Annotated in this window: 11 protein-coding genes; 4 read left to right on the top strand and 7 right to left on the bottom strand. The window is 65.0% G+C overall.

All coding sequences use genetic code 11. From position 1 onward, the window contains the following. Positions 1 to 4 precede the first annotated feature (4 nt). From ACSHT2_RS07050 to ACSHT2_RS07040, 3 genes are read right to left on the bottom strand one after another with little or no spacing between them, the layout of a single operon-like run. Positions 5 to 1036: an L-idonate 5-dehydrogenase gene (locus ACSHT2_RS07050; protein ID WP_440640953.1), complete on the bottom strand. Its 1032-nt coding sequence runs from the start codon at positions 1034 to 1036 to the stop codon at positions 5 to 7. A 20-nt stretch (positions 1037 to 1056) separates the two neighbouring features. Further along, on the bottom strand, positions 1057 to 1824 hold the full coding sequence (locus ACSHT2_RS07045) for a glucose 1-dehydrogenase (RefSeq protein ID WP_440640952.1): 768 nt from the start codon (positions 1822 to 1824) through the stop codon (positions 1057 to 1059). Between the two features lie 12 nt (positions 1825 to 1836). After that, positions 1837 to 3036: a mandelate racemase/muconate lactonizing enzyme family protein gene (locus ACSHT2_RS07040; protein WP_440640951.1), complete on the bottom strand. Its 1200-nt coding sequence runs from the start codon at positions 3034 to 3036 to the stop codon at positions 1837 to 1839. 177 nt (positions 3037 to 3213) lie between these two features. Between ACSHT2_RS07040 and ACSHT2_RS07035 the strand changes: the two genes are divergently transcribed. Next, positions 3214 to 3981: a GntR family transcriptional regulator gene (locus tag ACSHT2_RS07035; protein ID WP_440640950.1), complete on the top strand. Its 768-nt coding sequence runs from the start codon at positions 3214 to 3216 to the stop codon at positions 3979 to 3981. 26 nt (positions 3982 to 4007) lie between these two features. Continuing rightward, positions 4008 to 5372 carry an MFS transporter gene (locus ACSHT2_RS07030; protein ID WP_440640949.1) on the top strand — a complete coding sequence of 455 codons (1365 nt, stop codon included), beginning with the start codon at positions 4008 to 4010 and terminating at the stop codon, positions 5370 to 5372. Between the two features lie 46 nt (positions 5373 to 5418). Here the strand turns inward: ACSHT2_RS07030 and ACSHT2_RS07025 are convergent, their stop codons facing one another. The 4 genes from ACSHT2_RS07025 to ACSHT2_RS07010 form a co-directional block, all read right to left on the bottom strand. Further along, positions 5419 to 5655: a hypothetical protein gene (locus ACSHT2_RS07025; protein WP_061881312.1), complete on the bottom strand. Its 237-nt coding sequence runs from the start codon at positions 5653 to 5655 to the stop codon at positions 5419 to 5421. 123 nt (positions 5656 to 5778) lie between these two features. Continuing rightward, entirely contained in the window at positions 5779 to 7029 is a 1251-nt protein-coding gene (locus ACSHT2_RS07020; protein ID WP_440640948.1) for an arsenic transporter, read from the bottom strand. Between the two features lie 26 nt (positions 7030 to 7055). Beyond that, complete coding sequence (locus ACSHT2_RS07015) at positions 7056 to 8339, bottom strand: MFS transporter (RefSeq protein ID WP_440640947.1); 1284 nt, start codon at positions 8337 to 8339, stop codon at positions 7056 to 7058. Between the two features lie 153 nt (positions 8340 to 8492). Then, positions 8493 to 10970, bottom strand: coding sequence for a PAS domain S-box protein (locus tag ACSHT2_RS07010; RefSeq protein WP_440640946.1), 2478 nt, complete (start codon positions 10968 to 10970; stop codon positions 8493 to 8495). A 215-nt stretch (positions 10971 to 11185) separates the two neighbouring features. Between ACSHT2_RS07010 and ACSHT2_RS07005 the strand changes: the two genes are divergently transcribed. Together ACSHT2_RS07005 and ACSHT2_RS07000 are read left to right on the top strand one after the other, a co-directional pair. Further along, positions 11186 to 12277 carry a zinc-binding metallopeptidase family protein gene (locus ACSHT2_RS07005; RefSeq protein WP_440640945.1) on the top strand — a complete coding sequence of 364 codons (1092 nt, stop codon included), beginning with the start codon at positions 11186 to 11188 and terminating at the stop codon, positions 12275 to 12277. Positions 12278 to 12442: 165 nt separating this feature from the next. Beyond that, on the top strand, positions 12443 to 14458 hold the full coding sequence (locus ACSHT2_RS07000) for an acetyl-CoA carboxylase biotin carboxylase subunit (RefSeq protein ID WP_440640944.1): 2016 nt from the start codon (positions 12443 to 12445) through the stop codon (positions 14456 to 14458). Positions 14459 to 14527: the final 69 nt, after the last annotated feature.

The following is a 14527-nucleotide window of genomic DNA, read 5'->3' as shown; positions in this document are numbered from 1 at the left end:
CGGTTCAGAACGTCAGCTGCACCTTCATCGACTGCGAGCGGTCGCTGGCAAGCTCGAAGGCGGCGACCGCGTTCTCGAACGGCATGGTCGCCGTGATCAGCGGCTTGACGTCGATCAGGCCTTCGCCCATCAACCGCACCGCGAGCTCGAACTCGGGATCGAAGCGGAAGGTGCCGCGGAGCTGCAATTCCTTGGCGACGATGGAGTTGATCGGCAGCGTCATCTCGCCGCCGAGACCGAGCTGCACCAGCGTCGCGCCCGGCCTGAGCACGTCGAGCGCGGCGCGCAGCGCAGCCTGATTGCCCGAGGCTTCGAACAGCGTGTCGAACACGCCCTTGCCGGCGCGCCAGGGATCGAGCGCGGTGGCATTGGTCGCGACGTTGATGGCGTGCGTGGCGCCGAGCTTTTTCGCGACCGCGAGCGGTGCGTCCGCCACATCGGTGACGACGATCTCGGCGGCACCGCCGAAACGTGCGACGAGGATCATCAGCGCGCCGATCGGACCGCAGCCGGTGATCAGCACGCGCTTGCCGAGCAGGGGGCCGGCCTGCTTGCCGGCATGCAGGCAGACCGCCAGCGGCTCGGCGACCGCGGCTTCGGCGAGCGAGAGCTTGTCCGCAATCGGCACGGCCTGCGTCGCATCGACCGTGATGAATTCGCGAAAGCCGCCCTGCACATGGGGAAAGCGCATCGCGCTGCCGAGGAAGCGCATGTCGAGGCACTGGTTGCGCATTCCCTCCTGGCAATGCAGGCACTGGCCGCACGGCTTGCTCGGGTTGACCGCGATGCGCGAGCCGGGCTTCACACTGGCGACGCCGTCACCGACGGAGGCGACCACGCCGGCGATCTCATGCCCCAGTGCCATCGGCTGCTGGATGCGGACGACGCCGAAACCGCCGTGATGGTAATAATGCAGGTCCGAGCCGCAGATGCCGCCATTGGCGATCTTGACGCGGACTTCGCCCGGACCGGGCGCCGGATCGGGATAGCTCTCGATCCGCAGGTCCTTCGGTGCGTGGATGACGACGGCGCGCATGAGCTGCTCCTGGTTCGCGGTCACATCGCGGCGATCATGCCGCCATCGACATAGATGATCTGACCATTGACATAAGTCGAGGCGTCCGAGGCGAGGAAGATCGCCGCGCCCACCAGCTCGTCCGGCTTGCCCCAGCGCTTCGAGGGGATGCGGCCCATCAGCCAATTGTTGAAGTCGGCGTTGTTGACCAACGCCTCGTTCATGTCGGTCAGCATGTAGCCGGGGCCGATCGCATTGGCCTGGATGCCGTGCTGCGCCCATTCCACCGCCATCGAGCGGGTCAGGTTCTTGATGCCGCCTTTGGCCGCGGTGTAGGGCGCGATGGTGGGACGCGCGAGCTCGCTGCCGAGCGAGCCGATATTGATGATCTTGCCATGCTTGCGCGGAATCATGCGCTTGGCCGCCTCGCGGCCGATCACGAAGGCGCTGGTGAGGTTGGTCTCGATCACCTTGCGCCATTCATCGGTGGTGAACTCCACCAGCGGCTTGCGGTGCTGGATGCCGGCATTGTTGACGAGGATGTCGACGGCGAGCCCTTCGCGATCGAAGCGCTCGAAGGCGGCGACGATGGCGGGCTCGTCGGTGACGTTGAACGCGGCGCCTTCGGCTTGATGCCCGGCGGCGCGAAACTCGGCGACGGCCTGCTCGACGCGCTTGGGATCGACGCCATTGATGATGATCCTGGCGCCGGCCTTGGCCATGCCCTCGGCGATGGAACGGCCGAGGCCGCGGGAGGAACCGGTCACGAGTGCGGTGCGGCCGGAAAGATCGAAAAGGGAAGTGCTCATCTCGGGAAGTCCTCAGACGTTGGAGCGGCGCACGGTGAGATCGGAGCGGTCGAAGACATCAGGCAGGAGGTCGACGCCGAGGCCGGGTCCTTCCATCGGATAGACGTAACCGTCCTTGATAACAGGCATCGTGGTGACGAGCTCATTGTACCAGCCCTTGTAGAAGGCGCGCACCGATTCCTGGATCAGCGTGTTGGGCTGGCTGAACGACATGTGGATGGCCGCGATGAAGCCGATCGGGCCGATGCAATCGTGCGGTGCGAAGGGCCGGTGATAGGTCTCGGCCATCGCGGCGATCTTGCGGCCCTCGGTGAGGCCGCCGGTCCAGCACAGATCCGCCATCACCACGTGCATGGCGTCGCGGTCGAGCATGTCCTTGTAGGGAAAGCGCGAGCCCAACGTCTCGCTGGCACAGACCCAGACGTCGGTCGAGCGCGCATATTCGGCCAGCGCCTGCGGCGAGTTCATGCGGATCGGGTCTTCGTACCAGGTCGGCTTGTACGGCTCGAGCGCGCGTGCGATCTGCTTTGCTGTCGGCAGGTTCCATAACGAGTGGAGCTCGACCATGATCTCCATCTTGTCGCCGACCGCCTTGCGGATCTTCTCGAACGGCTCGATGGCCTGCTTCATTTGCGCGGCGGTGATGTAAAGGCCCTTGTTCTCCTGCGCCGCCGGATCGAACGGCCAGATCTTCATGGCCGAGATGCCGCTTTCCAAAAGGCTCTCGGCGAGCGCGTCGGCGCGATGCATGAAACCGTCGAGATCCTCGTACGGTCCCTTGGAGGCGCCGAGATTCCAGTTCGCGACGGGGCTGATATTGGTCGAGCGGACATATTGCGTGCCGGCGCAGGTGTTGTAGATGCGCTGCTTGTCGCGGCAGAGACCGCCGAGCATCTGGTGCACCGGCTGGCCGCAGACCTTGCCGAACAAATCCCACAGCGCGATGTCGATCGCGGAGGCTGCACGATACTCGACACCCGTCGACGACTGCGCCATCGGCAGGTTCAGCATGTCGCGATGGATGGCTTCGATGTGCAGGGGATTGCGGCCGAGCAGGCGGCCGGCAAAGGTGTCGTGGATCTGTGCCTCGACCGCGCCCGCGCCGTAGAACGTTTCGCCGAGCCCGATCACACCCGTGTCGGTGTGAACGCGCACCCAGATGACGTTGGAAAATTCCTCGGTGCGCAGCGTCTCGATCGATGTGATCTTCACGGCAACAATCCTCCCATCACAGACGTCGCGCGCCCGTCGTCTCATTTTGCGCTGCAGCATGTTGCAGGTCGTGCCGGAGTCTTACGCCGGCTTGTAATATATCACAACATGTTTTAAGGCTCGAACAAATAGGGCGCCATCCATCAACGAGAGCGCGGGCCAACGGGAGAGAACGACATGGCAAAGCGCAAGCGCGCGCTCGAGGTGGTGAGAAACGACGACGACGGCGAGGGCAAGCCCTCGCGGCGCAACCGGCTCAATTTCTTCGAGCTGGCCTACCAGAAGATCGAGGAGCTCCTGGTTCACTGCGAGCTCAAGCCCGGACAATTCATGACGATGCTGGAGTTGCAGCACATCACCGGCTTCGGGCGCACACCGGTGCATCACGCCGTCAATCGTCTGTCCGCCGATACCCTCATCATCATCCGGCCCCGTCACGGCCTGCACGTCGCGCCGATCGATCTGGCGCGCGAACGCATGCTGCTCGGTCTGCGCCGCGACATGGAGCGCTTCGTGATCCGCCTCGCGGCCGATCGCGCCAGCCTCTCGCATCGCAATCAGGCGCTGCACATCGAGCGTCTGCTGCGCGAGCGCCGCGCCAGCCTGACGCTCGACGAATTCAACAGCCTCGACCGTCGCATCGACGCGCTGGTGCTGGAGGCGGCCGGCGAGCCGTTCCTGGTGCATACGATGCGGCCACTGCACACGCTGTATCGGCGCATCGGCTACATCCACCACCGCTTCATGCCGGGGCAGGCGGATCTGTCAGGCACGATCGATTGTCACCTCGCCATTCTCAGTGCCGTTGCCGGCCGCCATGTCGAGGACGCCGTGAAGGCGAGCGATGCCCTGATCGACTACATGGACTCGATGTTCACCGGCATGGAGGCGGGGATCGATCCGCGGCTGCTCGATTGCAGCATCGAGCCGCTGCTCGACACGTAGAGAGTTTCGAAGAGAGGACCAAGAAAATGTCAACGATGGCGATGCCACAACCGACCGTGAGCGAGGCCGCGGTCCGCTACCTCATCACGAACTACAGCCCCAAGGGCAACAAGGTCGGCTGGCTGATGATGGCCTCGATCCTGGTCGAGGCCTGGGATCTCTATTCGATCGCCTTCGTGCTGATCTTCATCAAGGAGCAGTACAATCCCGATCCGCTGATGCTGGGCCTTGCGGCGGCCGGCACGCAAGGCGGCGCCCTGATCGGCGCGCTGCTCGGCGGCTGGCTGTCCGACAAGATCGGCCGCCGCGTGATGTTCCTGGTGACGATGGTGATGTTCATCGTGCTGGCGCTGGCGCAGGCCTTCGTGCCTGATGTCGCCTGGCTCGTCGTGATCCGCTTCCTGCTCGGCATCCCGCTCGGCTCCGACATCTCGACCGGCTACACCTACATCATGGAATCCATGGCGAAGGGCGAGCGCGAGGTCATGGGCAACCGCTGGCAGTTCATGTTCGCCGTCGGCGAGGTCCTGACCATCGGCGTCATCGTGATCTTCCTCCTGATCGACATGAACCACGAGATGCTGTGGCGCGTGACGCTCGGTCTCGGTGCGGTGCCGGCGTTGATCATCCTGATCATGCGCCATGACGTGCCGGAGACGGCGGTGTGGCTGGTGCAGAAGGGGCGTTACCGCGAGGCCAAGCAGGTCGCGCGCGAGATGTTCAACGACAATCTCGAGATGCTGCCGGATCGGGACGTCCAGGTGCCGAAGGTCTCGACCCGCGCGTTCCTCGCCGACCTCAAGAAGGACCCGATCCGCTGGCGTGCGACGATCTACGGCTGGATCGCCTGCTTCGCGCAAGGCAGCGAATTCTCGACCTTCGCGTTCTACCTGCCGGTGCTGTTCGTGATGGTCGGCGTGTCGAGCGTGCTCGGCAACAACCTGGTGACGATGGGACTGTTCTGCTTCGCCGCGTTGTCCGGCTGGGTCGGTCCGCTGCTGACGCCGAAGATCGGCCATCGCGGTATCGCCATCGCCGGTTTCGGCATCGTCCTGGTTTCGCTTCTGGTCGCGGCCTTCGCGCTCTACACCGACAACAAGATACTGCTGCCGTTCGCGGCCGCCGCCATGCTGTGGGGCCATTATTGGGATGCGTCGAACTGCATGACGATCCCGACCATGGTCGCCAAGCCGAGATATCGCGGCACCGCCAGCGGCTTCGCCTACATGTTCGTGAAGCTGCCGTCGTTCCTGGCGATCTTCCTGTTCCCGTCGCTGTTCGCGGCGATCGGGCAGGCCAACGCCACGCTGTTCGTCGCGATCTTCCCGCTGATCGGATTGCTCGCCGCGATCTTCATCCTGCCGGAAGTCTACGGCTACGAGAACGACTGACGTGTGACCCGGTCGCGGCCTTGTGGCCGCGATCGGGCTCCTTCCGCTACGGGCTCAGGAAGACGGGATCGATTCCGGTGCCATGGCCGAGCAGGCCGATGGCCTGAAGCTGGGCCGTGTGCACGTCGACCTCCAGGATGGCGAACAAGGCCAGCAGCACCACGACGGAGAAGACGAGCAGGGGATGGGACGTCTCCGTGCGGCCTTGGCCGGGCGCGACGAAGCTCTGAATTCCGCGGCGCAGCGAGAACCGCTGCGGCAGCGACTTTGATCGAATCTGCATGATCAACCTTCCTTGCCGCGACCTGTCTGAAGCTCGCGACAGGTGAAGTCTAGCCGCCGCCGCAATGCCGGCATTGATGCACCGCAAACGGCTGGGTACTTATTCAGCCGGCGCGCTTTGCCGCTATCTGATGGCGGCCGCCAGTGCACCGATCAAGGCAGGTGGCGTCACCAGCAGACCGAGCTTGAGGAATGGCCAGGCTCCGACCTCGATCTTCTCCCGCCGGAGCGCGACCAGCCAGAGGATGGTGGCGAGAGATCCGGTCACCGACAGATTAGGCCCGAGATCGACGCCGATCAGGATGGCGCTGACGACCGGTGCGGGCAGATGATCGCTGGCGGCGACCGAGCCGGCGACGAGGCCGACCGGAAGGTTGTTGGCGATGTTGTCGGCGAGCGCGGTGGCGATGCCGACGCTCCAGGCTGCTTGGGGCACCGATTGCGCGACCGCCTGGTGCAGCAGTGCGCTCAACTGCGCGATCACGCCGGTCTTCACCAGCGCTTCCACCATGACAAAGAGCCCACCGACCAGCGGCAGCACGCTCCAGGAGACACCGTGCAGCACGGGCAAGGGCGATTGCCGGTTGATCAGCAGCACGATCGCCGCCGTCGCGACGCCGCAGATGAAGGTCGGCAGGCCCAGTTGCCGGTCCAGCGCTGACGCGGTGACCAGCACGACGCCGATCGCGACGATTCCTATTGCCGCGAGCTTGCCGCCGCGTCCAAGCTTCGGATGCGGCACGCTCCGGGCGATCGTCTCCTCCTTGAGCGCGCGGTGCTGGCTCAGGCGCAGGACCACGTAAGTGAGCAGGATCGAGGCCGCCGAGGGCAGGGCGAACAGGCGCAGCCATTCGGTGAGCTCAGGCATGCGCGCGCCGAACACGACGAGATTGGCCGGATTTGAGATCGGCAGCACGAAGCTTGCGGCATTGGCAATGAAGGCGCAGACGAACAGATAGGGCAGCGGCTTTGCGCCGGCCGCGCGCGTCGCGGCATAGACGGCCGGTGTCAGCACGATCGCGGTGGCATCGTTGGAGAGCAGCACGGTGACGAGCGTGCCGACGAGGTAGATCAGCAGGAAGAGCCGCTGCGGGGAGCCACGTGCATACTCCACTGCAAGCGCGGCGAGATAATCGAACAGGCCTTCGAGCCTCGCCAGCTCTGCGATCAGCATCATGCCGATCAGGAAGAGATAGACGTCGACGCCCTTCTCGATACCGGTCAACGCATCGGGCCACGGCAGCAAACCAAACAGCAGCAGCGCGCCGGCGCCGATCACGGCCCAGAGCGCCTCGGGCAGGCGAAAGGGCCGGACGATGACGCCTGCGGTCGCGACGACGATGATGCTCCAGGTCCAGATGGCGTCAGACGGCACGGTTCAGTTCTCGAATGGGAATGGAGTCATTCGGCAGCGATAGCCGATGCGGGCGCCGCTGTCTTCCCCCGCGGGCGCGGATCGCCGTCGTCGCCTTGCCGCGTTTCGGGCAAGGCGAGGAGGCAGATCACCGCACCGATCGTCGCCACGGCGCCGAGGGTGATGAATGCTGCGCTGTAACCGGCGCCGACCACGACCAGGCCCGCCAGTGTCGTCGACAGCGCCGCACCAATGCTCTGGGCCGTGATGACGGCACCCTGTGCGACGTTGAAGCGGCCGGTGTTGCGCATGAGATCGGCGACGATGACGGGGAAGATTGCCCCGAAAATGCCGGCTCCGACGCCGTCCAGCAGCTGCACGCCGACCAGCCAGAACGGATTGTCGGAGAGCGTATAGAGCGCACCGCGGACCGGCAGGATCAACAATGCGGCAAGGAAGAACCGCTTGTGCCCCCAGCGGTCGGCCCGTGCGCCAACCAGCATCGCGAACGGAACCATCACCACTTGCGCCGCAACGATGCATGCCGACATCAGGCTGGTGCCGATGTTCTTGTCCTGGAGCGCGAGCTTTTGTCCGACCAGCGGCAGCATCGCCGCGTTGGAGAGGTGAAACAGAACGACGCAGATAGCGAATATGAGCAGCGGACGGCAGGTCAGGAGCACGCCAAGGCCCGAGGGTTGTTCGGGCGCGCCATTGATACGAGAGTGGTGCAGTCCGCGCGCGAGATCGTGGTCGATGGCCCGTTCGGGAATCGTCAGGATGCTGACGAGGCTCGCGATCGCCATGGCGCCGAGAAGGTAGAACACGACGGTCGGTCCGCACCAATAGGCGGAGAGGCCGGCGATGCCCGCCGCGACAGCGTTGCCGGCGTGGTTGAAAGTCTCGTTGCGGCCGATGCGCCGGGTAAATGCGGCATGCCCGAAGATGCCAAGCGAGACAGCGGCGATCGCCGGCGGGAAAACCACGGCAGCGGCTTGTGCGATGCCTTGCGAGATTATCACCGGCAGGAGGTTGGGGAACAACGGCAGCGAGAGCGAGGCGAGTGTCACCAGAATCGCAGCGGCCACCATCACCAGCCGCTTCGCCCGCGTGCCGTCAACCAGCGCACCGGCCGGCGTCTGCGCGACGATGCCGGCGATCGTCGCGATCGACATCACGAGGCCAATGCGAGCCTCGTTCCAACGCTGCTCGGTGAGAAGATAGACCGCGAGATAGGGACCGAGCCCGTCGCGGACGTCGGCGAGGAAGAAATTGGCCGCGTCCAGCGCGCGGCCGGCGCGCCTCGTCTGATCGGGATCTTGGCTCGACATGCATCTCTCGATCGAGGCTCAAATTCGTCCGGCCGGCACCGACGGTACTGCTTGAGCTGTGAACGTTTTGTCTGCGAAGGGCGGTCCGCCGAATGCACCGCTATCGTCCCGGACAAGCGGCCGCGCTTATCCGGGACGACGGGGGAGAATTAATCACCGTGCCACCGACAGCTTTTCCGTGATCGCCTTGCGCAATATGCGCGACAGCGACTCCACAGAGTAGGGCTTCTGGATCAGCTCGAAGCCGCGATGGGCGCTTTCGGCGAGCACGTTGCTGTAGCCGCTGGTGAGCACCACGGGCAGGCCCGGATAGCGCTCGCGGATGATGCCGGCAAGCTCGACGCCGTTCATTCCGGGCATGATCACGTCGGAGAACACGAGGTCGACGGCAAATTCGTTCTCGCTGAGGATCGCCAGTGCCGCGTTGGCGTTGGCGACGCGGCGGACGACATAGCCGAGATCCTCCAGGAGTTCGGTGGAGAAGCGACCGACTTCGTCGTCGTCCTCGACCACGAGCACGCGATAGCCGCGTCCGGTCGCCGCGACCTCATGGGTCAGTGCCGCGGCTTCCTTGTCCGTCGCGGGGCTTTGGGCCTGCGGCAGATAGATGGTGAAGGTTGCGCCTTTGCCTTGCGTGCTCGTCACCGCGATGTCGCCCTCGGACTGTTTTGCGAAGCCGAAGGCCTGGCTGAGGCCGAGGCCGGTACCCTTGCCGACCTCCTTGGTGGTGAAGAACGGCTCGAAGATCGAATCGAGATGTTCCGGCGCGATGCCGCTTCCGGTGTCGGTGACGGAGATGGCGACGTAGTCGCCGCTGCGTGCCAATTGCGCGCGCAGCTGAGGGATACCCTGGACCTTGCGCACGGCGATGGTGAGGTGGCCTTCGCCATTCATCGCATCGCGGGCGTTGATGGCGAGGTTGATCAGCGCGGTCTCGAACTGGGCGATGTCGGCCACGGTGAAGCAATCGGGATCCTGAACCTCCACGGCGATCTCGATGCGACCGCCGACCAGCGGCCGGACCAGCTGCGCCACGCCTTCGACCTGGCTGCCGACGTTGAAGATCTGCGGCTTCAGCGGCTGCCGGCGCGCGAACGCCAGAAGCTGCGCGGTCAGCTTGGAGGCGCGCTCGACCGTCTCGGATATGGCATCGACATAGCGGCGGCGGCGTTCCTCCGGCAACTCGCGGCGGCGCAGGAAGTCGGTGGCAGAGCGGATGATGGTGAGGAGATTGTTGAAGTCGTGCGCGACGCCGCCGGTGAGCTGGCCGATCGCCTCCATCTTCTGCGATTGCCGCAGCGCTTCCTCGCCGCGGCGGCGCTCGGTGACGTCGACTGCCTCGGGCACCGCGCCGGTGATGTTGCCGTGGCGGTCGAGCACGGGACGCACGCCGAAGTCGAAATCGCGCTCGCCGATGGGAAGGTGCAGGCGCATCTCCAGCCGCACCGCTTCGCCTTTGAGCACCTTGTCGAAGGCCTCTCGCACGGCGGCACTCATGCCGTCCGTGCCAGTGAACCAGGGCGTGTCCCAGAACGGCTTTCCGATCACATCCGAGGAGAGCGCCTTGATGCCATCCAGCGCGGTCTTGTTGGCGTAAAGCAGCTCACCTCTGAGATTGACCAGGCCCTGATACTGATTGCTGGTCTCCAGGATCGCGCGCAGCCGTGCCTCGTTGGATTCGAGCTCGGCGGTGCGCTCGGCAATGCGCAGTTCAAGTGTCTCGTTGAGCTGCCTGAGCTCGATCTCGGCCTGCTTGGCGACGGTGATGTCGTGGGCGACGCCGATGAAGCCGATATGCTTGCCTGTCGCGTCCCAGCGCGGCTGCGATTCCGATCTAAGCCACCGCCATTCGCCGCTGGCGTTCTTGTAACGCGCTTCCAGCACGAAGGGTTTGAGGGATGCTTCACCCTGGACGGATTGCTGGAGCACGTGCGGCAGGTCGTCGGGATGCAGCACCTTGCGCCAGTCAAAGTCGATGGCCTGATCGTAGGGCAGGCCGACGAAATCGACATAGGCCTGGTTGGCGAAGGAGCGCTTGCGATCGAGCTTGGTGACCCAGATCGGCACCGGCGCGCTGTCGGCGATCAGCCGAAAGCGCTCCTCGCTCTCGCGCAGCGTCGCGCGCGCCAGCGCCTGGTCGGTGATGTCGATATGGGCGCCGACGAGGCGGATGGCGCGGCCGTCCTTGTCGCGCTCGATCTTGGCGACGACCCGGATCCAGCGGGTCTCGCCGTCGCTGGGACGGATGATGCGGTATTCGGCGCTGTAGTCTTCGCTCGTTCCGGCGAGAGCCTCGAAGAAATGCTTGACGGTTGCCTCGCGGTCGTCGGGATGGATGCGATTGACCCAATCCTCGTGCGACTCCTCGGCAGCTTCCGGCGGCAGGCCGTGGATGATCAGATATTCGGGCGATCGACGGTTCTTGAAGCCTTCGCGGAAATCGACCTCGACGCCGCCGACCTTGCCGATGCGCTGGATGCGCGCCAGCTCGGCCTCGCGTTCCTGGAGCGCGCGATAGGCGTTATCGCGCTCGCGCGCGACGTCTTCGAGGTGCTGGCGCAGCCTTTCGGCGGCGATGGTCTCGGGCAAGGGATCGTTCAAGGCATCGGCCGTTGTGATGCGGGTGCGCACGTGCCGGACCGATATTCACACAGACGGAACGTGATGGCCATTGTTTAGAGGGCAGAGTATCGGAAAATAGGAGCGCGTGCCTGCACGCGAAGAACGACGCGGTGGCAACGTCTGGTCTGGCAATTTGTTCCGGAGACTGGAACGATCGGCTGATCGAGGCGTCTTCGCGAGGTGCCAACTCTCTCGTAAGAATCCCTTTCCAAAGAGGCTAAATCTTGAAGCTCTTCGTCTGTCAGGCCTGCGGCAACGTTCTCTATTTCGAGAACCGTGCCTGCGAACGTTGCGGCCATCGTGTCGCCTTCCTGCCGGAGAAGGAGACAATGTCGGCGATCGAGCCCGACGGAGAAGCCTGGAGGACATTGGCCGACGATGGCGAAAGCCGGATGCTGTGCCGCAATGCCGAGTACGACGCCTGCAACTGGCTGACAGACACGGACGATACCACCGGCTATTGCCGCGCCTGCCGTCACAACGGGACCGTGCCGAACCTCTCCGATCCAGCGCAGCTTGCTGGATGGCGTGAGCTGGAGGTGGCCAAGCACCGTCTGCTCTATTCCCTGATCCGCTGGAGGCTGCCGCTCCAGACGCGGCAGGATAATCCCGGGCACGGGCTGATCTTCAATTTCCTTGCCGACGATCCGAACAGCGGACAGAAGGTCATGACTGGCCACGACAGCGGCCTGATCACGATCGCGCTCAAGGAGGCGGACGACATCGAGCGCGAGCGGCGCAGGCTCGAAATGGGCGAGCCCTATCGGACGCCGCTCGGGCATTTCCGCCACGAGGTCGGGCACTATTTTTGGGATGTGCTGGTGCGGGACGGCGGCAAGCTGGACCAATGTCGCGCCGTGTTCGGCGACGATTCCGTTGATTACGGTCAGGCCTTGCAGCGGCACTATGCCGAAGGCCCGCCGCCGGACTGGCGGCAGAGCTACGTCTCGGCCTACGCCACGACGCATCCCTGGGAAGACTTTGCCGAGACTTGGGCGCACTACCTCCACATCGTCGACACGCTGGAGATGGCCGCCGAGTTTGGCATGGAGGTGCGTCCCAGGGTCGACCGCGATGGGGAACTGACGGCGCGCATCCGCTTCAACCCTTACGAGGCGAGGGATATCGAGGCGCTGGTCAACGCATGGCTGCCCTTCACCTTCGCCATGAACAGCGTCAACCGCGCCATGGGCCTGCGCGACCTCTATCCCTTCATCCTGTCGTTCGCGGTGGTTGCCAAGCTCGGCTTCATTCACGGCTTGGTCCGGGACGCGGCCAAGGCCGGGAAGCCCCGGGAAGCGGCACGGCGTCCCTAGGGCTCGCCGGGCCCATTTCGGTCTTGCGCTGGTACGCCAGAGGCCCCGGATTTAGACCGTTGCCTCCGGCCCATTTTGATGTACCACGGAGGCCACACGGCCCGTCCCCATAGGCCCCAACGGCCAGGAGACGGGTCCCGCCCAAGGTCGAGACTCAAGAAAAGCATGTTCAAACGGATTCTGATCGCCAATCGCGGCGAAATCGCCTGCCGGGTCATCAAGACCGCCCGCAAGATGGGAATTCAAACGGTTGCGGTCTATTCCGAGGCCGACCGCGATGCCCTCCATGTCGAGATGGCCGACGAGGCGGTGCTGATTGGTCCGCCGGCTGCGGCCGAGAGCTATCTGGTGATCGAGAAGATCGTTGAAGCCTGCCGCAAGACGGGCGCCGAGGCGGTGCATCCCGGCTACGGCTTCCTGTCCGAGCGCGAGGCGTTTCCGCGCGCGCTGGAGGCGGCCGGAATCGTCTTCATCGGCCCCAACCCCGGCGCGATCGCGGCGATGGGCGACAAGATCGAATCCAAGAAGGCGGCGGCGAACGCCGACGTTTCGACCGTGCCAGGCTTTCTCGGCGTGATCGAAGACGCCAAGCATGCGGTCAGGATCGCCGACGCGATCGGCTATCCCGTGATGATCAAGGCCTCCGCCGGCGGTGGCGGCAAGGGCATGCGGATCGCCCACTCGACCCAGGAGGTCGAGGAGGGATTTGGGTTGGCAAAAGCGGAAGCAAAGGCCTCGTTCGGCGACGACCGCGTCTTCATCGAAAAGTTCATCGTCGATCCCCGCCACATCGAGATTCAGGTGCTGGGCGACAAGCACGGCAACGTGATCTATCTCGGCGAGCGCGAATGCTCGATCCAGCGCCGCAACCAGAAGGTCATCGAGGAAGCGCCGTCGCCGCTGCTCGACGAGGCCACCCGCCGCAAGATGGGCGAGCAGGCGGTCGCGCTGGCCAAGGCCGTGAATTACGACTCCGCCGGCACGGTCGAGTTCGTCGCAGGGCAGGACAAGAGCTTCTACTTCCTGGAGATGAACACGCGTCTCCAGGTCGAGCATCCCGTCACGGAACTCGTCACCGGCATCGACCTCGTCGAGCAGATGATCCGCGTCGCCGCCGGCGAGAAGCTCGCCATCGCGCAGAAGGACGTCACGCTGACGGGTTGGGCGGTGGAATCCCGCCTCTACGCCGAAGATCCGTTCCGCAACTTCCTGCCCTCGATCGGGCGGCTCGTGAAGTATCGCCCGCCGGCGGAAGCCAGCAAGGACGGCATCACCATCCGCAACGACACCGGCGTGCAGGAGGGCGGCGAGATTTCCATCCATTACGATCCCATGATCGCCAAGCTCGTCACGCATGCGCCGTCGCGCGCGGCTGCGATCGAGGCGCAGGCCACCGCGCTGGACTCGTTCTACGTCGACGGCATCAGGCACAACATTCCGTTCCTGTCGGCGCTGATGCACCATCCGCGCTGGCGCGAGGGACGGCTCTCGACCGGCTTCATCGCCGAGGAATTCCCCAGGGGCTTTGCAGTGCGCGTGCCCGAAGGCGAGGTCGCGCGGCGGATCGCCGCGGTCGGCGCTGCCATCGATCACGTGCTCGGCGAGCGCAAGCGGCAGATCTCCGGCCAGATGGGCGGCCGCGTCGTGCAGCGCGAGCGGCGCCGCGCGGTCTGGCTCGATCGCGAGGAGATCTTGCTGGAAGTCGGACGCGAGGGCGAGGCGATCGCGATCCGCTTCATCGATCCCGACGGCAAGGCCGGCGATGCGCATCTGTTGCAGTCGCCGTGGAAGCCGGGCGATCTGGTCTGGCAGGGCACCATCGACGGCCAGTTCGTCGCGGTGCAGGCGCGTCCGATAGCGAACGGCATCCGCCTCGCGCATCAGGGCGTCGAGGTGCCGGTCTATGTCTGGACCGAGGCCGAGGCCGCCTCCGCGCGGCTGATGCCGGTGACGACGGCTTCCGACACCGGCAAGAAGCTGCTCTGCCCGATGCCCGGCCTCGTGGTCTCGATCGCGGTGACCGAGGGGCAGGAGGTCAAGGCCGGCGAGACGCTGGCGGTGGTCGAAGCCATGAAGATGCAGAACGTGCTGCGCGCCGAGCAGGACGGCACCGTGAAGAAGATCCACGCCAGCGCGGGCGCGACACTCGCGGTGGACGCGTTGATCCTGGAGTTTGCGTAGGCGCCGAAGCACGAAGCCGACCCTCACCCTGAGGAGCCGCGCTTGCGTGGCGTCTCGAAGGGTGAGGCC

It is taken from the genome of Bradyrhizobium sp. PUT101 (assembly GCF_052043945.1).
GTDB lineage: Bacteria > Pseudomonadota > Alphaproteobacteria > Rhizobiales > Xanthobacteraceae > Bradyrhizobium.
This window is presented reverse-complemented; position numbering and strand designations above follow the sequence as displayed.

Excerpts from the sequence above, each read along its gene's own strand:
- ACSHT2_RS07025 (WP_061881312.1), bottom strand. The coding sequence starts at position 5,655 with ATGCAGATTCGATCAAAGTCGCTGCCGCAGCGGTTCTCGCTGCGCCGC.
- ACSHT2_RS07035 (WP_440640950.1), top strand. The coding sequence starts at position 3,214 with ATGGCAAAGCGCAAGCGCGCGCTCGAGGTGGTGAGAAACGACGACGAC.
- ACSHT2_RS07015 (WP_440640947.1), bottom strand. The coding sequence starts at position 8,339 with ATGTCGAGCCAAGATCCCGATCAGACGAGGCGCGCCGGCCGCGCGCTG.
- ACSHT2_RS07000 (WP_440640944.1), top strand. The coding sequence starts at position 12,443 with ATGTTCAAACGGATTCTGATCGCCAATCGCGGCGAAATCGCCTGCCGG.
- ACSHT2_RS07050 (WP_440640953.1), bottom strand. The coding sequence starts at position 1,036 with ATGCGCGCCGTCGTCATCCACGCACCGAAGGACCTGCGGATCGAGAGC.
- ACSHT2_RS07030 (WP_440640949.1), top strand. The coding sequence starts at position 4,008 with ATGTCAACGATGGCGATGCCACAACCGACCGTGAGCGAGGCCGCGGTC.
- ACSHT2_RS07045 (WP_440640952.1), bottom strand. The coding sequence starts at position 1,824 with ATGAGCACTTCCCTTTTCGATCTTTCCGGCCGCACCGCACTCGTGACC.